Here is a 17,362-nt window from a genome sequence, read left to right as displayed (position 1 = left end):
TTATTGAGATTCATTATATTTGGGCTGATTGGTGATTGAAGAGCCACTTTGTCTTTACTAAAGTGAATAAAGTTCACGAATGGAATGCACGAGTTTTATGGATAAGATACGGTCCCTACGATTTTTTATTGCCACTTTAGAAGGTGGCAGTTTTGCTGCGGCCGCCAAAGCGCATGGCACAGACCCTTCTACGGTGAGTAAGGCCATCCATCGTCTTGAAAGCGACTTGGGAATACAGCTTTTCCAACGTTCTACGCGACAGATCCGTCTGACAGAAGCCGGTCGTCGATACGCAAATACCGCTAGGTTTGTACTGGACGAACTGACGGCGTGTGAGGATTCATTAAAAAGCCACAATGATGCGCTTTCAGGACTGCTTAAGATTAATGTGCCGGTCTCCTACGGTCGCCTTTACATTCGCCCTTTATTAAAAGAGTTTTGTCGCCGCTACCCCAGTATCACCATCGATATTCATTACGATGACGCCTACGTTGATATTATTGAGCAAGGGATTGATGTGTCGATTCGTTCTGGTGTTGTTCAGGACAGTCAGTTGATTGTGCGCCAGCTGAGTCCTATCGATTTTATTATCTGTGGCAGTCAGGATTACTTAGCGCGGCATGGTATTCCGAGTGGCCCAGACGCATTCAATGACCATTCTTGGGTTCGTTTTCGTTTTAAACAAACGGGGAAACTGTTGCCGATTCGGATGCCAGAACCAGACGGTGCAAGTGAGTATAACCCCGAGAGAAATTTTATTGTAAACGACGGCGAATCCATGGCAGAGCTTTGCGCAGAAGGCTTAGGGTTAACTCAGATTCCTCACTTTATCGCGAGAGATTGGCTCAAAGCGGGGCGTTTAGTGCCGATATTTCCGAGTATGCGCCAAGCTGGAAATGGCGTGTATCTGCTCTATGCCAACCGGGAATATGTGCCTGCTCGAGTAAGGGTGTTCATCGATTTTATCACCCAAGCGATACAGGATATGGATGAAACGCAATTCCATACGTGGGCTGAAACGTTGCCGATTTACCAACCGAACCAAGGAGATTGAAAACTTCATGTGAGTCTTTGGTTAAAACACTCCAAGCCATATGGTGCTTTTATGGGTTTTTGTTAGGTTATTGGGCGTTATTATCGACAAGCGCAGTTTGCTCTTCGTCACTCATAAAGGAAAGACAATGCCAACTAAGATCTTAGTGCCTGCTTTGGCCCTACTTCTCAGCGCATGTGACGGCGATGGGGAGTCGTCAGCTCCTGTAGAAAACGGCTCACAAAACACAGGTTCCACATCATCACAAGGCACATTTGCCGAGCAAATGCTTGCAGCGATCAACAGCGCTCGCTCTACTACACAACAGTGTGGCGCAACCACCATGCCACCTGTTGGGGCACTGACTTGGAGCTACGATTTGGAAAGCGCCGCTTATCGACATTCAAGCGACATGGCGAACAGCGATTTCATGAGTCACACAGGCTCTGACGGCAGCAATATGTCAGATCGAGTCAACGCAACGGGCTATGCTTGGAGCGCTATTGGTGAGAATGTCGCCGTAGGGCAAAGTTCCATTAACGCCGTCGTTAATGCTTGGTTATCGAGCGAAGGTCACTGCCTCAATATCATGAGTGCGGATTTTGATCAGATGGGCGCGTCGCTTGTCGAAAATCACTCGGCAAGCTACGGGTATTACTGGACTCAGGTTTTTGCCAAACAGCGCTAATGCGATAAAGAAACCAGATAGATAAACTAAAACGCCAGCAGTAACCATCTGCTGGCGTTTTATTATTTACGTCTCTTTTAGCTTGTCAGGTTACGAAGTTTTGGATCATCCGTCAGGTATTCAACGAATTCGATCTCAAAACCTGCAGGGTCAACAAAATACACATTCTTGCGATATGGCTCATCAGCCCCAGGTTGGGCAATCGGATAACCTGCATCGGTCAGTCTTTTTATGATGGCATCGACGTTGTTGGTCACATAAGCAAAATGCGCTAGCCCTACTTGGTGGCCGCCCAACTCGCGGTTCTCTCCTTCACCGTGGTCACTCATGGCAATGTATTGATACTCGTCGCCAAAATGTAGCCAGTTTCTTGGCTTACCACTCCATTCGCCTTTCCCCTCATCACGCACGTACCAATGTGGAAATGCAGTTTGATAAAACTTCAGCATTTCAGGGATGTTTTTCACGACTAAATTAATATGTTCTAGTTGGATCATGATGTGCTCCTTTTTGTCATTTCCTAGCCAACGATGAACATGCTAAAACCTCAAGTTACGTTGAGGTAAAGGGCTTTTTTAAATTTTTTAGGGTTGGTGTCTTTGGAGCTTGATACATGGAGAGATTCGGTGGGGTGGTACTTTGAATCTGCGAGTTGGGTTAGGTGCTTACAACCCTCTTTCATCTTTTGTTTGTTCGTGCTAATCATTTTCGATCGAGTTTGTGGTGAGTAGATTCCCAGTCTCACCTAGGTTCGCGGGAATGACGTGAAGAGAGCGCTAAACGAACTGAGTCATTCTGAAGGAGGCTAAGCGAGTATTCAGAATCTATTCGCAGCGCGTTGTGATGCTAGTGGAGTGAACTGAATTATCCGCGATTGCAGAACCAGCCCCACTTTTAGTCCGGAGTGCTGAGATCTTTAGAGTTTGATACAAGAGAAGGTTAGGTGGGATTGGTGGTTTGAGGTTGAGAGAAGGATCATGCTCATGAACCCTCTAACCGTTGATGCTTCACGTATATATGTGTGAATTTCTTTCGTTCAAGCTTGCGGTGGGTAGATTCCCAGTCTCACCTAGGTTCTCGGGAATGACGTGAAGAGAGCGCTTAACGAACAGCGTCATTCTGAAGGAGCCTAAGCGAGTATTCAGAATCTATTTGCAGCGCGTTGTGATGCTAGTGGAGTGAACTGAATTATCCGTGACTGTAGAACTTGCCACCTTAAGCACGGAGTGCTGGGGGATGTACTTACACCCCTCCCCAAAAACCAAAAAAGCCAGCAGTTAATACCTGCTGGCAAAGTCTTTGGGCTTCTAGGTTTTTTGCTTTTATTTCTTGTTACTCATCGCTGTCACGGTGCCCCGATTGGTTTTCAGGGGAAGAAAACACCGCACCGTGCGCTTTGTGCTCAAGAAATTGGAGATTAACCTTGCTTACGGATTAGGTAGTCAAATGCGCCTAAGCTTGCTTTTGCACCTTCACCCATCGCAATGATGATCTGTTTGTAAGGAACCGTCGTTGCGTCACCCGCTGCGAAGACACCTTCTAGGCTGGTTTCACCACGGCTACCAACTTCAATTTCGCCGCGCTCAGATAGGGCTACTTCTGAATCTTTTAGCCATTCTGTGTTCGGTACTAGACCGATTTGAACAAAGATACCTGACAGTTCAATCTCTTTGATTTCATCTGTGTTGCGGTCTTTGTACTTCAAGCTTGTTACGCGAGTACCATCACCCACAACTTCAGTAGTTTGCGCCATCGTGATGATGTCGATGTTTGGTAGTGAGTTCGCTTTGTCGATAAGTACCTGGTCTGCGCGAAGTACGTCTGCAAATTCAAGAACGGTTACGTGCTCAACAATACCTGCTAGGTCGATAGCCGCTTCGATGCCTGAGTTACCACCACCGATAACCGCAGTTTTCTTGCCTTTGAACAACGGGCCGTCACAGTGTGGGCAGTACGCGACGCCTTTGTTGCGGTACTCTTGCTCACCCGGAACGTTCATTTCACGCCAGCGTGCACCAGGGCTTAGGATGACACTCTTACTTTTCAGTGTTGCACCGCTTTCAAGTTGGATATGAATCAAGCCATCATCTGTGTGCGCTGCGCCCATCAGTTTTTGCGCTTGTTGCTCAGTCACAACGTCTACGTCATATTCTTTTAGGTGCTCGGCTAGGTCAGTCGCCAGTTTTGGACCTTCAGTACGTTTTACCGAGATAAAGTTCTCGATTGCCATGGTGTCCATCACCTGACCACCGAAGCGTTTAGCGACAACGCCAGTGCGAATGCCTTTACGCGCTGCGTATAGTGCAGCTGCACTACCACCAGGGCCACCGCCGACAACTAGCACGTCGTATGGGTCTTTTTCGCTCAGTGCTTTGGCGGCTTTCTCGTTCGCGCCGTCATCTACTTTGTTTAGGATTTCAGTCAAAGACATACGGCCTTGTCCGAATAGCTCTCCGTTCACGAATACGCTTGGTACGGCCATGATGTCGCGCTGTTTCACTTCATCTTGGAAGAGTGCACCGTCGATCATGGTTGCTTTCACTTTCGGGTTGATTGCCGCCATCATGTTGAACGCTTGAACGACGTCTGGACAGTTTTGGCACGACAGTGAAATGAACACTTCAACTTCCAACTCTTTATCTAGCGCTGCGATTTGTTCAATCACTTCCGGCTCTAGTTTGATTGGGTGACCACCAGAGTGCAGCAATGCCAATACCAGAGAGGTAAATTCGTGACCCATTGGTAGGCCAGCAAAGCGAAGTGCTGTGCCTTTTACTGGGTTGGTCACCGTCATCACTGGTTTACGTGCGCTTGCGTTGTCGTCACGTTCAACGGTGATAAAGTCGCTCATCTCTGCGATTTGGTTCGCCAGAGACAGAATGTCATTCGATGCTTTGCTTTCATCTAGACTAACCACTAGACGAACGTCTTCTTTTACATTAGCCAGATATTGTTTGAGTTGTTGTTGGATCGCTTGGTCTAACATAGTTGTTGTTACCTTAAATAAACAAAAGAGTGGTTACTCTGGATAAAATCAGTAGGGAGAGAGCAAACCAGGCAGAAGGTCGTCAAGGTATCTAACCTGGAATGCTCTCTAAGTTAAGCGTCAATTAGCATGTCAAATTGAGCTTAAATTCAGTGGCTTAGATTTTGCCTACTAGGTCTAGAGAAGGAGCTAGCGTCTCTTCGCCTTCTTTCCATTTCGCTGGGCAAACTTCACCTGGGTGTGCTGCTACGTACTGAGCTGCTTTTACTTTGCGTAGTAGGTCTTCTGCGTCACGACCGATACCTTCAGCAGTGATTTCCATTGCTTGGATAGTACCTTCTGGGTCGATTAGGAACGTTGCACGGTCTGCAAGACCTTGACCTTCACGCATCACACCGAAGTTGTTTGTGATGTTGCCTGTTTGGTCGCCAAGCATGTAGTACTGGATCTTGCCGATTGTTTCTGAGCTATCGTGCCAAGCTTTGTGAGTGAAGTGTGTGTCTGTTGATACTGAGTACACTTCAACGCCGCGTTTTTGTAGCTCTTCGTAGTGGTCTGCTAGGTCACCTAGTTCTGTCGGACATACGAATGTGAAGTCTGCTGGGTAGAAGAAGAATACAGCCCATTTGCCTAGAACATCTTGTTCTGTTACTTCAACGAATTCGCCGTTTTTGTATGCTGTAGCTGCAAATGGTTTGATCTTTGTATTAATCATTTTTACTTTCCTCAGAATGTTTTAGGGTGAGCAGTTCTTGCTTTCGGAAAGTATATTCGCATTGGAACGTGTTTAAGGAAAATCGCTTGTAACTATCCTATTGATAGTCATTTCCTATCTTTCTTAATAGGGAAAACCGATGTAAGTGAGTTTGCTTTGATAGGCTTTATTGAAGATGAAGGCCGAGTGGTAATAGAGAATACCGATGATGACCTTTAAGAGATCGTCTGGCTAAGATCGAAAGAACCTGCATTTCGGCAGGCTCTTTCTAATAAGAAGTGGAGAAGCTGATGCTTTTATTTTTTAGTTCAGATTGTCGAGCACCTTGCCGCACAACTTCTTCAGCATGATCATTTCATCCAGCTCTAACGTGATTTTACACATCATGGCGTTTGGCACTGACTTGGCTTGCTCTTTGAGATCACGACCTTGCTCTGTAAGGTTGAGTACGCGTACGCGCTCATCGGTGTCACTGCGACCACGTTCTACATAGCCTTTTGTTTCTAATCGTTTAAGCAGCGGCGTGAGCGTGCCTGAATCCAAATGCAGTTGCGAGCCCAGTTCTTTAACACTGGCACCGTCTTTCTCCCACAACACCATCATCACTAAGTATTGCGAATAAGTCAGATCAAGTTCGTCCAGCAAAGGGCGGTAAGCTCGGATCACCGCATTTGCTGCACTATAGAGCGGGAAGCAAACTTGGTTTTCGAGTAAGAGTTTATCGTCGTTGGTCATGGTGTTGTCGGTGTAACACTGGCTCATTGGCGTTGCCTACCTGCTCACAGAGAAAGAGAGTAACAAAATAAATTGTGCACAATATAGTTGCAAACGATCTTTACTTCGATATAAGATTGCAAGCAATTAAATTGCGCACAACTTAAATTAAGAAGGACAATCGCATGACTACTCTATACAAAACTCAAGCTACTGCTTTGGCTGGTCGTAATGGTCAAGTAAAAACAGATGACGGTCTTCTCGATCTAGAGCTGTCATACCCGAAGGAAATGGGCGGCACAGGTGCAGCAACTAACCCTGAGCAGCTTTTCGCAGCGGGCTATTCAGCATGTTTTTCTAACGCGATTCTGCACGTAGCACGTGAAGGTAAAGTAAACCTGAAAAGTGCACCTGTGACAGCTGAAGTAGGCATTGGCCCGAATGAAAACGGTGGCTTTGCGTTGACCGTTAGCCTCGCGGCAGAGTTAGATCTACCACAAGAACAAGCATTAGAGCTAACGCGCATTGCACACCAAGTTTGCCCATACTCAAACGCCGTTCGTGGCAATATTGATGTTGCTGTTACAGTAAACGGCGAAGCGATCTAATCGATTTAGACATTATTTCTAATAGAAGGAAAGCCTGCGAACGTGCAGGCTTTTTTCGATTATTTGATGGCAGTGCAGAAGCTGACGTCTGCATGGTGCGTTTGTGGATCGTAGCTATGATAAAGTTCGAAGCAAGGTCGACAGTCGTTCTCAATACCAGATTCAACCACTTTGCTCATCAAATCATCCCATGCTTTAGGGTATTGGCTGAATTCGGTAATTTGCTGGCGCATCACCGCATATTGACCGCCGGGGAAGTCTTGCAGCTCAATGCCTTTTGGTACTTCGGTATCTTCTGGCACCATTAGACAGATGTCAGTACGACACTTCTCGTCTGGCGTGATTTCTGGGTTATCGTGATAAATGAAGATACAGGTATTGCCCGCCAAACCTTTCATTCCTGCCCATTGATACAAGCGACCTGATGGTTCTTCATAACCTTGGCCATAAGGGCCGTTAACGCGAATGTAAGCCAATTTTGCTTTATCAAAGTTTTGCGTTTCCATATTGTTGCTCCATGTTGTGAGTTCAGAGTCAGTATATGAATCGCTTAGGGTTCGTTCGTTTCCATTCTTGCGCAGTGCGTGTCCAATCTTGCTGTTTCGCGCGAGTTCAGAAAATTGCTGGTAGTTTTTACAGTCGCGAAAGGCGGTTGGTGTTACGCCATAATGCTGCTTAAACGCTTTAGCTAGGCTTTGCGAACTAGAAAAACCGTACTCTAACGCGATGTTCAGCACTGGTTGCTTTGATTTGAAAAGGTCGTCTGCTGCCGCCTCTAGCCGTAAACGTCGAATGAAGTCGGCTAATGTTTCGCCTTGTACCGCCTTGAAGGTACGGTGAAAATGATAGGGAGAGAGGTTGGCTAGCGCTGCCACTTCGAGCAAATTGAGAGGATCGTTAAAGTGCTGTTCCAGATAGCGAATAACAGGAACGAGTCGTTGGTGATAATCGACACGCATGAGAGGGGCCACCCTTGTTTGATTTGCTCAAAGCGTACCGCAACGAAGCAAGGATTCAAGGCTAGTATCGAATAAATGCGTCGTAGTCATTTATTTCTGATTATGATGCATTCTGTTGCGGGTAGGAGATGGTTCTTAAGATGGCTTCTCAACGGTAATTGAAATCCGTTAAGAGCGCTTAATATCCCGTCAGCTCCATATAACCTGTCCCTGAATGAGAGCCATCAATACGCACTGGGCCTTCCCAATAAGGCACCGAAAGCGGCATTTTCGCGTTCGGGTTGAGTGCCGAAACCGTAAGATCGATTTGCTGGTTAGGAATCGACACTTGCCACTGGGTTGGATACTTTCGCCCTTGGATTTCTGTTTGCTTGGTTGCCTTTAACTGAATGTCTTTTTGTGGGATAGCGATGCCAGAACCATCTTGCTGCATCAGTCTTGCGTTGGAGTAACTGGCTGCTCCGGTTTTGGAATCCCGCAATTGGAACACCACCAAACTGGTGTCGTCACTCAACCTTAGAGCAAACCAGTCCCAGCCTTGTTGTGAGTCGAGTAAGAATTGCGAGCTCCACTCTCGATCTATCCAGCCTTTGCCGGATACTTGATGGGTTTTGCCATCGATCGTGACTTCACCGGAGACATCAATAAACGGTTGGCTGTAGTAATAGGAAGCCACACGGCCATCGGCACTTTTGGTGCTGTAACCTTGTTCGCCTTGCTTTTGATAAGGTGAGCTGCTGGTAAGCGTCAGCGAATAGCCAAATTGTTCGGAGTTTGCATTCAATGTGGCAGGGAAGAGATCGGTGGTTGAAGAAGTCCACTGCCAATCATCGAGATAAACCCGAAATGGTGAGGTGTCGACGCCAGCTAGAGAGGCTTGATCGCGTGACCATTTTTCATCAGCATAATGTTTGTCTTGCGTTGTAACCGCGCTATGCGCCATGTAGATTTGCTGAGTTTGCCATTCGGTTTTCTTCACGTCATCTTCGCCCATTGGTGGCGCAGCAGCAAAGCGAAATTGAGTCCACTGTATTCCGATAGGATTACCTTCTTCATCAATTAAGTTAGCGGTTAAGTACCACCATTCATGACGAAAGTTTGGGTGCGCTTGATGATCGGTAGGAAAGGTGAGTTCAACACCTTTTTCTACGGGTGTGAATCGGTTGCTCTCGCTTTGCATATCTCCACTGCCCAGCAATGCGCCCATATTTTGCGTGCCCATATTTTTTTGTTGGGGATCTTCACATCCAAATAGGAACAGACTGCTTATGAGTAGAGTAAGTTTGCTTGCCAAACGAACCATCACAACACCTCGCTTTGCAAACTGGACACGACAGGCTTACTGACCAATCGCCACAGCGGAATCAAGGTTGCAATCACCGCCACCAAGATGGTGATTGCCGCAATGCTGAGGGCATCACTCCAATTCCACAGATAATTTAAGCTCCAACCAAAAGCGCGCAAGGTGACGATATCTGTCAGCACATAACCCACCATAGCTCCTAGAGGTAAGGCGATAACCAGAGTAAAACTGACCAAAGCGACGATCTGTCCGACCACCATGGTCATTAATTTACGACGGCTGACGCCAAGTGCATACAGTCTTGCAATGGCGGCTTTGCGCGCGTCAAGCAACATGAAGCAAGCACTGAACAAACCAATCACGGCGACCATCAAAGTCACGCCGTTGAGTGCGCGCGTAATGGCGAAGGTCTGCGAGAAAATATCCAACGCGATGGATTTGATTTGCGCCTGATCGTAGAGCTGGCTTGGATGCAGATTCAATTGATCGCGCAGTTGCTCGTAGACGATTTGTGGGTCCCCCGAGACTTTTATGCCAAGGCTTGTCGGCAGGTCGGTAAATCCGCTCTCTTTCCATAACTTTGGTGCTAATAACACTTCACCATTGGGTGAGCCGTAATCGTGGAATATCGCACCCACAAGCAGGTTCTTATTTGGAATGGCATCAAGCTTAAGTTCGCTACCCAGTGATAAACCCAGTTTGATCGCGGTTGGTTCACTGATGGCGACTAACTCACCTTGGTAAAAACGCTGCCAGAAGTTCTCCAAATGCGATTTGAACACCATGGTTTGTTCTAAGGTATCTTTGTCTTTGGTGCCAAGCAAAATCGGTAAACCTTGCAGGTTATCGTCGACGTAGTATTGCTTGTAGACTGTCTCAACCTTGTCGAACTGCCCTAACGCGCGCTCCACATCTGCGATTTCCCCTTGCGCAGGGCTGACGTAAATATCGGCATGTAGCCTCTGTTCTAGCCACTGTTTTAGGGTGGATTCGAAGCTGCCCACTAAGGTATTCATCCCCATATTGGCAGTAACGGCGAGTAGCAGTGCCATCATGGCGAGAGAAAGCGGAGAAATCAGCTCACGCAGCTCTGCAAACAGATACTGCATCAAACCAGAACTGGTGCGCTTTTCACACCAATTTGCTAAGACGCTGAGTGTTTTGGGTAGATACAAAGGAATCGACACCACAAGCACGCCGAGCCACGCCATGGTGAAGCGGTGGTGCTCACTCAGCCACAAACCTGAAAGCGCGAAAGCCGTCAACGCAATACCTATCACGAACAATTGGTTTTCGTTAGAAGCTTCAGGTGCTTGATAAAATCCGCCATGAGAGGAGAGCAGTTGGCGCACTCGCTGTTTAAAGTGTTGCCAACATGCCAATAGGGTTGCGGCTAAAGTGAGCAGCAGCGCTTGCACCCACCATTGCCACTGCCAAGTGCCGGGCAGCAGTGTCGCGCCATAAAGTTGTTCTAAAGTCAGTGCCACGGTCGGATGTAACCAGTGGCTAAGCTGCATGCCCAATACAAAACCGAGGGAAGCGCCGATGGTAACGAGAGTAGTGAGTTCAACTAACAGCGCAGAGAACACAATGCTCGGCGCAACACCCGCCTGTTGAATCTGCACTAACAGCCGATTGCGTTTAAGCAAGCTGTACTTTACGCCGTTGTAAGCGATGAACAACCCGACTAAAAACGCGAGTAAGCTCATTGCCGTGAGGTTGAGGTGAAAGCTATCGGTCAGCGAGCCAAGGTCTGTACTTTGATTATTGGAAATCCATTGTCCTTGCTCACCAATGATGCTTTGCCAATTTGCTTGCGTGTCTTTATTCCCTTTATCGCCGGAATGGAAAACCGCAATGTAACTGAGCTGTCCTTGTTTATTGAGCAGTTGCTGGGCGAAGCCTATGTCCATCAACATTCGGCTACCTAACTGCCAATCATCGGGTAATACCACCACTTGGGTTGGAATGTCGTCTAAAGTTAGGGTTTCTACCTCTCCTAAGTTTTGATGTTGAGATTGGCTCATCATCACGATCGGCTTGCCAGCCAAAAGCTCTGGTAAAGGTAAAGCACTGTCGAACAAAGACACGTTCTGCTGGTTTTCTGATGAATAGCGAGAACGTGAAGAGATGGCGGCAATCAACTCGCTACCTTGTACTGACCAGCGACGCCCTTGTTCGTCTCTCACTCTCCCTTCGATTATAGGTAGCGCTGCACTGAGTCCGTTTTGTCTAAGGGTGAAGTAGAGCGATTCGGGCAGATAGTTTTGCCCTGCTGGTGGAATAATTAAGTTCTGAGCTTGTGCGCTAAGCTGCTCGGTAGACTCAGCATAACTGCGCTTGGCATTGAGGTTGATGGCTTGCACCGCAACAAACAAGGTCACAGCCAGCACAATACCGATCAGAATCGCGGCGGCTTGCAGTGGTGCCTGCCGATAGTGCGCCGCAAACAGATTCAGGGCGAGTCGAATATGAGTGAATCTGGTGTTTGGTTGCTTAGCTTGCTTCATGATGTTGCTCATTTACATCGCTCTGATTTTGCGTCAGTCCGCTTTGCAAACGACCATCCTTCAAACGCCCATCTTTTAAACGTAATTGGGTTTGCATGAACTCGGCACACTCAGGGCTGTGGGTCACCAAGAGCACAGCGGTATTGCCTTGGGTGGTGATTTCATTCAACAGTTTCATCACTTCTAAGCCCGCTTTTTGGTCAAGGTTTCCTGTGGGTTCATCGGCAAGCAGAAGTTTGGGTTTGTGTGCCAATGCTCGTGCAATCGCGACGCGTTGTTGTTGACCGCCTGAAAGAGCAGAAATATGCCTGTCGAGAAGCTGGCTGATGCCTAACGTTTCGACCAGATAATCGCACCAGTCATTCCATTTCTGTTGATTCAAATTGAGAGGAAAGGCGATGTTTTTCTTTACGTTAAGAGGTGTTAAGAGGTTGAATTGCTGAAAAATAACCCCGAGTTTTTGATGGCGGAAGCGGCTCCATTGTGGGTCTTTCCAAGCCACCGTGTTATCGCCATCTAACCACAACTCACCTTCGGAAAGCGGCTCAAAGCCAGCGATGATATTGAGTAAGGTACTTTTGCCGCTGCCACTCGCCCCCGTCAGTGCGACACTCGCTCCTGAATTCAGGGTGAAATCGACTCCTTCCAACACGCGATGTGTCTCTTTGCCATCAACAAAGCTTTTGCTGGCGTGTTTGAGTGTGACAAGTGGGCTTTCCATTTCCTCTCCCTACAATCAAAAGGTGTCGTTTCTTTTGGCAATGGTTATTACAGTAAGTTCTATAGAAACTTTAGCCAACAATCAGATAAAAACAGCGATTTACATCGATTTCTTAATAACTTGTACTGAATAGAGGAGGGAATAGATTAATCGAGAAAGGGATATAACAGGCATTAAAAAAGCCCGAGTCAAACTCGAGCTTTCAAAGAAATTCAGCTTGGTCAGCTTATACGTAGTACGCTTCAACTTCGCCTTTAAGTTTGATCAGCATTGGGTTACCAAAACGGTCTTTTGCTTTAGGAGAAGCAATTTTCACCCAACCTTCGCTCACGCAGTATTCTTCTACGTCTGTGCGCTCTTTGCCGTTAAAACGGATACCGATTTGGTGATCGAAACATTCTTTGATGAAGAATGGGCTACGTGGGTTACCTGCTAGGCGATCTGGTAGAGCTGGTTTAGCTGTATCTGTCATGTTTGTGACCTAAATTCCGTAAAAAGTGCGCCATTGTAGTCAGTGCACAGTGAGTGTTCAAGATATGTTGAGAGACTTAATACTAAAGCCTTTTGAAATAATGCAAAGTTTCCCGCTTTCAAAGTGTGGAATAAAAACACGGTCTCGTTGCTCAACGGTGTTTTGCTCTCGAAACTTCTCCTGCCACCCCTTATTTGGTTTTGAATCATGACTATACTCATTACTGGCAGTTCTAACCTTATTCATACAACTTAATGTCTCAGAGCATGCCACTAGTCGAGAAACGATTAACAAGGAAGGGTGAATGGAGACTGTTGAACAGGTTAATAAACGTCATTTATCGGATAGAGATACTACCTCTAGCACTTCTATTTTTCTTTGTATTCTAATCGTAGTGGCTGTAATCGCTCGGTTTTTTGTTGCGTTTAATTACGAAGTAAATTGGGACGAGTTTTATTACCTATCTTTTGTGCATCGGTTTATTAACGGCGAGGTGATTAATAGTTTCCAAACCTTTCACATTCACTTCTTTACTTGGCTGAGTGGTGTATCAGATAACGATGTTGACCAGATCATTGTGGCGAGAGTCGTTATGGTGTTCTTTCAATTACTCACGGGATTTTATCTATACAAGTTATGTCGATTGTACTGCAGCAAATCGGCGGCACTTTTTGCGGTTCTTGCCTATTTTTCTTTTGTTTATAATGTTCGTATGGGGGCCAGTTTTCGTACTGATCCTATCGCGACATGTATGATCATGGCGGCACTGTATTATGTGTTTAGTACAACATTTTCTTGGCGTGTATCCATTCTTGCTGGTGTCCTTACGGCTGTCGCCTTGCTCGTCACTTTAAAGACCGCTCTGTATATCCCGACTTTTATAGGCATAGTTTTAACCTCGCTTTATTGGTCGCGAAATCGTAAGCGTTATTTTAGGCAAGTTCTCATGTATGGAGTCGCAATACTGGTTGCCTTTGCGATGCTATACAGTTGGCATTACTTCTCTATACATGGAGCGAGTTCGGTTGGTGATGCAGGAACGATGTTCGGTGCTGCGGATAAGACACTAAACCAGCGCGAGCTTTTTCCTCGATTGTTTTACTTTGTTCATTCAGTTTCGACGAACTCATGGTATTGGTTAGCTCTTTTCATTGGTATTGGTACTGCTGTTTATGCGTGTTTTTCGCAAAAGCTATTAAGCCGTGAGTCATCGATTAAGTTTTTGTGCCTAAGTTTATTACTCTTCACTTTGCTCTTTTATCGCAACGCTTTCCCATACTATTACGCTTTTATGCTTGCTCCAGTGAGTGCTTTGTTTGCTGTGGCTTGGGTTGGTATCCAGAATTTCACTAACGCAAGAGTTGCACAATTTTTTAATTTTATTGTTCCCTGCTTGTTTGCGGTATCCATTGTGGTGAATGGTTTTGTTTTACCGATAAAAAGCAACTTGGCCTACCAGCGTCAGTTTCTTGATGAAATACATAAAATCTTTCCTCAGCCTGTTGCTTATATTGATCGATGCTCCATGGTTCCGACTTTTTCAAAACAAGGTTTTTTCATGAGTACGTGGGGTTACGAAGATTATATTGCGAGAAACATCCCCGTTATTCGCAATGCTATAGAGCAAGACAATCCGGCTTTTGTACTGGTTAATTCGCACTATTTAGATGTGTTTGGCCCTGACAAAACCGATAAAGGGCTATTAAGGCAAGATATTCAAGCGTTAAGGCAGAACTACATTCATCATTGGTCGCATCTGTATGTTGCAGGAAAGACGTTTGAACTGACGCCCAACTCTCTTAGTCGGGAAGTTAAGGTCAACATCGAGGGCGTATATACGCTTGAAGCTAGCAATAGTCTTCTGATTAATGGCAAGGTTTGGTTGGCAGGTCAAGCACGGTACTTGGCGCGGGGGGTCTATGAATTAGTGTCGAAAGAGCCAGGTAAAGTCGTTCTGCGTTGGGGAGATAACCTGTACCGACCTCGCAATCTTGAAGAGAAGCAGAGGTTATTTACCGGCTTCTAATACGCACAGTAATGTTGATTCAGAACATGAGGAGCAAGCATGAAGTTAATTGTTCAAATTCCGTGCTTTAACGAAGCGGACAATATTGCTGATGTTATTCGCTCAATACCAAAGCGCGTTGATGGTATCGCTAAGATAGAGATTCTAATCATCGATGATGGTTCTACGGATGGTACTTCAGAAGTCGCACGCAAGTGTGGTGTTGAGCACATTATTACTAACCAGGGCAATAAGGGGCTAGCTTACTCATTTCGAAGAGGGATTGAGGAGTGCCTTCGTCTTCATGCTGATATCATTGTGAACACCGATGGCGATAATCAATATAATGGGGCCGATATTCCGCACTTGGTTAAGCCTATTATCGAGCACAAAGCAGAAATTGTTGTTGGTGACCGAGGAGGGTATAGCAATACACATTTCTCTGTATTTAAACGATGTTTACAAGTGTCGGGGAGCTTTATTATTGCCAAAGCGACGGGATTGGATGTTAAAGATGCTGTGAGTGGTTTTCGCGCAATATCGAGAAGTGCGGCACAACAACTTAATATCGTATCGGATTTTAGCTACACAATAGAAATGTTGATTCAAGCAAGTGCAAAAAGGATTGGTGTGGTTTCGGTGCCAATCCGAACTAATGAAAAAACGCGAGAGTCCCGTCTGTTTAAGAGCATTCCGCAGTTTCTAAAAATGTCGCTCTCTACCTTGGTCAGGGTTTATACCATGTATCGACCTCTGCAAGTGTTTTTGTTTATTGGCTCGGTGGCGATGATTTGTGGTGTGATTCCCATTATGCGATTCCTGTATTTCTTTTTAAATGGAGCGGGAGATGGCCATATTCAGTCATTGGTCTTGGGGTCAACGCTACTTATCTTGGGTTTCATCACTTTATTGATGGGGTTGGTGGCCGATCTAATAGGGTTCAATCGAAAGCTGACCGAAAAAGTATTGCACCGAATTGAGGTATTGGAAGAAAAGCTGGAGCATCAGGAAAAGTTGCCCACTTATCAGTTTGAAACCAAGCGAAAACGATCTGGAGAGTAATAGCGAGTTACCTCGATACTTTAAAGAAGTGAGTTATTTGATACGGCTTGCTTAGGCCTAAATAGACTCGAGATAGCGAAGAACAACATATCCCCTAGAACCGTGACGATTCTGGAAACAAGGACGGCAACTAAGAGTGTATCTTCAATACTCGGCGAATCTAGAAGTGTGATTAAAACAGCCTCTCGGACACCCAACCCTGCAGGAGAACCTGGGGTGGCAAACCCTATTAACCATGCGATGATGAAGTAACAAGATGTTTGTAAAAATGTCTCTAAAGTTGGAGTTAGATTGTCGTTTAGCGTAAAAAATATGAGTGAGAAAATGCCGCCCGATACCAAAAAAAAGCAGAGATAAAGCCCACAAGCTTTTAGGTAATTGCGACTGGCTATCAAGCTTAATATTGATCCGGTGATCACGATAAGTCCAGCGAATAAAGTCATCTCGTACCCCATTAAATTAGGGAAGTACTCATTCAGCAGAAAGACGCCAAACGAACCAGCCGCAATACCCATCAACCCTATTTCCCATAAGGTCGATTTCAGTAATACATTATTCTTAATTCCGTGTTGTACGCCAATTACTTGTCGGCTAGCGAATTGGAAAATGTTTCCAGGTAGATACTTAGCAATTTGAGACCCGCCAAACATCCAAATGGCAGTTGATGCAGACAGAGTATATTCACTGTTCGCGATTAAAAGTCGCCACGCCATAGAAAGAATATAATTGCCCAAAGCGTAGAGACCTATACAAAAAACAAATACCAGATAGGAGTAAGAGGGAATATCCTGAATATTCAGTTGCTGCGAGTATGTAGAGAGCTTGATTAATACAAAGGCGATGGAAAAAATAGTAATGGTTCGCCCAACCCAGCGTAATATGAATTTACTCTTATTATGTTTCATGATTCACACGCTGGCATAAAACCATGGTCCAAGGAATGGGAGAGCGTACTTCGAGAATCTCAAAGTGTTGATTGAGCAAAGTCAGAAAGGCATTCTTGGACCAGTGTTGGATATGTCCGGGAGTATTGCCCCAACTGTTTAAATATTTACCTCTTGCCATGTTTAACGCACACCACAACGGCTCTCTTGGCACACTAAAAATGTAATAGTCAGTATCGAGATCTTGCAATGTTGCTAGTGCTTGCTCGGGATGCTCTAGGTGTTCCAAGACCTCACAACAAACAACAAGGTCAGCAGAATCAGTCTTTCTAGCAACGTCATACACACTTTTTTGTTCAAACAAAATGTCTTCCAAGTTGTGTGCTTGGGCATTGTCTCTTGCTAGTTGAATCACTTGTTGGGAGAAGTCACTCCCTTTCACACGGATCCCTTGTTGATGCCATTTAAGTGCCCAGACTCCTTCTCCGCAGCCGATTTCGTGTATCGACTTTGGTGTGACCATATCAACCAGTTGCGATAAATGATGATCGAAATTGCTCATCATTTTTCTGGCGATGGGGTTCTGAGTATTGTATTTGTCGTAATAGTTTCCGACAGGGATCCCCTGCTCTTCGATACCTTTAGATATTTTCATGGCGTACTCAAATAAATTATCTCAAATGGCCAGGAAGTTCTTCTATT

At 45.7% G+C, this 17,362-nt stretch carries 16 protein-coding genes; 5 read left to right on the top strand and 11 right to left on the bottom strand.

Annotated features, from left to right (window positions below):
* The first annotated feature begins 97 nt into the window (after nt 1–97).
* Nucleotides 98–1,054 carry a LysR family transcriptional regulator gene (locus FR741_RS23275; RefSeq protein WP_167427831.1) on the top strand — a complete coding sequence of 319 codons (957 nt, stop codon included), beginning with the start codon at nt 98–100 and terminating at the stop codon, nt 1,052–1,054.
* Nucleotides 1,055–1,181: 127 nt separating this feature from the next.
* The gene (locus FR741_RS23270) at nt 1,182–1,721 is read left to right on the top strand and encodes a CAP domain-containing protein (protein WP_167427830.1); all 540 of its coding nucleotides are present in this window, start codon (nt 1,182–1,184) and stop codon (nt 1,719–1,721) included.
* Nucleotides 1,722–1,798: 77 nt separating this feature from the next.
* Here FR741_RS23270 and FR741_RS23265 read toward each other — a convergent pair whose 3' ends face one another.
* From FR741_RS23265 to FR741_RS23250, 4 genes are all read right to left on the bottom strand, one after another.
* On the bottom strand, nt 1,799–2,218 hold the full coding sequence (locus FR741_RS23265) for a VOC family protein (RefSeq protein WP_025793617.1): 420 nt from the start codon (nt 2,216–2,218) through the stop codon (nt 1,799–1,801).
* A gap of 920 nt (nt 2,219–3,138) precedes the next feature.
* A complete protein-coding gene (ahpF, locus tag FR741_RS23260) occupies nt 3,139–4,707 on the bottom strand; it encodes an alkyl hydroperoxide reductase subunit F (RefSeq protein ID WP_164665966.1) in 1,569 nt (522 codons plus the stop codon).
* 157 nt (nt 4,708–4,864) lie between these two features.
* The gene (gene ahpC / locus FR741_RS23255) at nt 4,865–5,422 is read right to left on the bottom strand and encodes an alkyl hydroperoxide reductase subunit C (RefSeq protein ID WP_005395542.1); all 558 of its coding nucleotides are present in this window, start codon (nt 5,420–5,422) and stop codon (nt 4,865–4,867) included.
* Nucleotides 5,423–5,725: 303 nt separating this feature from the next.
* A complete protein-coding gene (locus FR741_RS23250) occupies nt 5,726–6,184 on the bottom strand; it encodes a MarR family winged helix-turn-helix transcriptional regulator (protein ID WP_005395543.1) in 459 nt (152 codons plus the stop codon).
* A 137-nt stretch (nt 6,185–6,321) separates the two neighbouring features.
* On the opposite strand from FR741_RS23250, the gene FR741_RS23245 reads away from it, so the two are divergent.
* Nucleotides 6,322–6,744, top strand: a complete 423-nt coding sequence (locus FR741_RS23245) for an organic hydroperoxide resistance protein (RefSeq protein WP_006740859.1) — start codon at nt 6,322–6,324, stop codon at nt 6,742–6,744.
* 59 nt (nt 6,745–6,803) lie between these two features.
* Here FR741_RS23245 and FR741_RS23240 read toward each other — a convergent pair whose 3' ends face one another.
* From FR741_RS23240 to FR741_RS23220, 5 genes are all read right to left on the bottom strand, one after another.
* Nucleotides 6,804–7,703, bottom strand: coding sequence for an AraC family transcriptional regulator (locus tag FR741_RS23240; protein WP_139059674.1), 900 nt, complete (start codon nt 7,701–7,703; stop codon nt 6,804–6,806).
* Nucleotides 7,704–7,881: 178 nt separating this feature from the next.
* The gene (locus FR741_RS23235) at nt 7,882–9,006 is read right to left on the bottom strand and encodes a lipocalin-like domain-containing protein (protein ID WP_167427829.1); all 1,125 of its coding nucleotides are present in this window, start codon (nt 9,004–9,006) and stop codon (nt 7,882–7,884) included.
* Nucleotides 9,006–11,516 (bottom strand): ABC transporter permease, encoded by a 2,511-nt coding sequence (locus FR741_RS23230; protein ID WP_167427828.1) that lies wholly within the window; start codon nt 11,514–11,516, stop codon nt 9,006–9,008. The genes FR741_RS23235 and FR741_RS23230 overlap by 1 nt, the downstream gene beginning before the upstream one ends.
* The gene (locus FR741_RS23225) at nt 11,503–12,237 is read right to left on the bottom strand and encodes an ABC transporter ATP-binding protein (RefSeq protein ID WP_139059671.1); all 735 of its coding nucleotides are present in this window, start codon (nt 12,235–12,237) and stop codon (nt 11,503–11,505) included. The genes FR741_RS23230 and FR741_RS23225 overlap by 14 nt, the downstream gene beginning before the upstream one ends.
* Before the next feature lie 226 nt (nt 12,238–12,463).
* Nucleotides 12,464–12,709 carry a DUF3297 family protein gene (locus FR741_RS23220; RefSeq protein WP_005383498.1) on the bottom strand — a complete coding sequence of 82 codons (246 nt, stop codon included), beginning with the start codon at nt 12,707–12,709 and terminating at the stop codon, nt 12,464–12,466.
* A gap of 304 nt (nt 12,710–13,013) precedes the next feature.
* Here FR741_RS23220 and FR741_RS23215 point away from each other — a divergent pair, with 304 nt between their 5' ends.
* Nucleotides 13,014–14,735 carry an ArnT family glycosyltransferase gene (locus FR741_RS23215; RefSeq protein ID WP_167427827.1) on the top strand — a complete coding sequence of 574 codons (1,722 nt, stop codon included), beginning with the start codon at nt 13,014–13,016 and terminating at the stop codon, nt 14,733–14,735.
* 39 nt (nt 14,736–14,774) lie between these two features.
* On the top strand, nt 14,775–15,776 hold the full coding sequence (locus FR741_RS23210) for a glycosyltransferase family 2 protein (protein ID WP_005395558.1): 1,002 nt from the start codon (nt 14,775–14,777) through the stop codon (nt 15,774–15,776).
* 20 nt (nt 15,777–15,796) lie between these two features.
* On the opposite strand, the gene FR741_RS23205 is transcribed toward FR741_RS23210, so the two are convergent.
* Both FR741_RS23205 and FR741_RS23200 read right to left on the bottom strand, forming a co-directional pair.
* The gene (locus FR741_RS23205; protein ID WP_167427826.1) at nt 15,797–16,681 is read right to left on the bottom strand and encodes a hypothetical protein; all 885 of its coding nucleotides are present in this window, start codon (nt 16,679–16,681) and stop codon (nt 15,797–15,799) included.
* A complete protein-coding gene (locus tag FR741_RS23200; protein WP_053808213.1) occupies nt 16,671–17,315 on the bottom strand; it encodes a class I SAM-dependent methyltransferase in 645 nt (214 codons plus the stop codon). The genes FR741_RS23205 and FR741_RS23200 overlap by 11 nt, the downstream gene beginning before the upstream one ends.
* Between the last annotated feature and the right edge of the window lie 47 nt (nt 17,316–17,362).

The organism is Vibrio diabolicus, from assembly GCF_011801455.1.
Classification (GTDB): Bacteria; Pseudomonadota; Gammaproteobacteria; order Enterobacterales; family Vibrionaceae; genus Vibrio; species Vibrio diabolicus.
The sequence above is the reverse complement of the archived record's forward strand: the minus strand, read 5'-3'. Positions and strand labels throughout refer to the sequence as shown.

Bases quoted from the DNA above. Each gene is read 5' to 3' on its own strand.
- FR741_RS23275 (WP_167427831.1), top strand. From the start codon at position 98: ATGGATAAGATACGGTCCCTACGATTTTTTATTGCCACTTTAGAAGGT.
- FR741_RS23270 (WP_167427830.1), top strand. From the start codon at position 1,182: ATGCCAACTAAGATCTTAGTGCCTGCTTTGGCCCTACTTCTCAGCGCA.
- FR741_RS23265 (WP_025793617.1), bottom strand. From the start codon at position 2,218: ATGATCCAACTAGAACATATTAATTTAGTCGTGAAAAACATCCCTGAA.
- ahpF (WP_164665966.1), bottom strand. From the start codon at position 4,707: ATGTTAGACCAAGCGATCCAACAACAACTCAAACAATATCTGGCTAAT.
- ahpC (WP_005395542.1), bottom strand. From the start codon at position 5,422: ATGATTAATACAAAGATCAAACCATTTGCAGCTACAGCATACAAAAAC.
- FR741_RS23250 (WP_005395543.1), bottom strand. From the start codon at position 6,184: ATGAGCCAGTGTTACACCGACAACACCATGACCAACGACGATAAACTC.
- FR741_RS23245 (WP_006740859.1), top strand. From the start codon at position 6,322: ATGACTACTCTATACAAAACTCAAGCTACTGCTTTGGCTGGTCGTAAT.
- FR741_RS23240 (WP_139059674.1), bottom strand. From the start codon at position 7,703: ATGCGTGTCGATTATCACCAACGACTCGTTCCTGTTATTCGCTATCTG.
- FR741_RS23235 (WP_167427829.1), bottom strand. From the start codon at position 9,006: ATGGTTCGTTTGGCAAGCAAACTTACTCTACTCATAAGCAGTCTGTTC.
- FR741_RS23230 (WP_167427828.1), bottom strand. From the start codon at position 11,516: ATGAAGCAAGCTAAGCAACCAAACACCAGATTCACTCATATTCGACTC.
- FR741_RS23225 (WP_139059671.1), bottom strand. From the start codon at position 12,237: ATGGAAAGCCCACTTGTCACACTCAAACACGCCAGCAAAAGCTTTGTT.
- FR741_RS23220 (WP_005383498.1), bottom strand. From the start codon at position 12,709: ATGACAGATACAGCTAAACCAGCTCTACCAGATCGCCTAGCAGGTAAC.
- FR741_RS23215 (WP_167427827.1), top strand. From the start codon at position 13,014: ATGGAGACTGTTGAACAGGTTAATAAACGTCATTTATCGGATAGAGAT.
- FR741_RS23210 (WP_005395558.1), top strand. From the start codon at position 14,775: ATGAAGTTAATTGTTCAAATTCCGTGCTTTAACGAAGCGGACAATATT.
- FR741_RS23205 (WP_167427826.1), bottom strand. From the start codon at position 16,681: ATGAAACATAATAAGAGTAAATTCATATTACGCTGGGTTGGGCGAACC.
- FR741_RS23200 (WP_053808213.1), bottom strand. From the start codon at position 17,315: ATGAAAATATCTAAAGGTATCGAAGAGCAGGGGATCCCTGTCGGAAAC.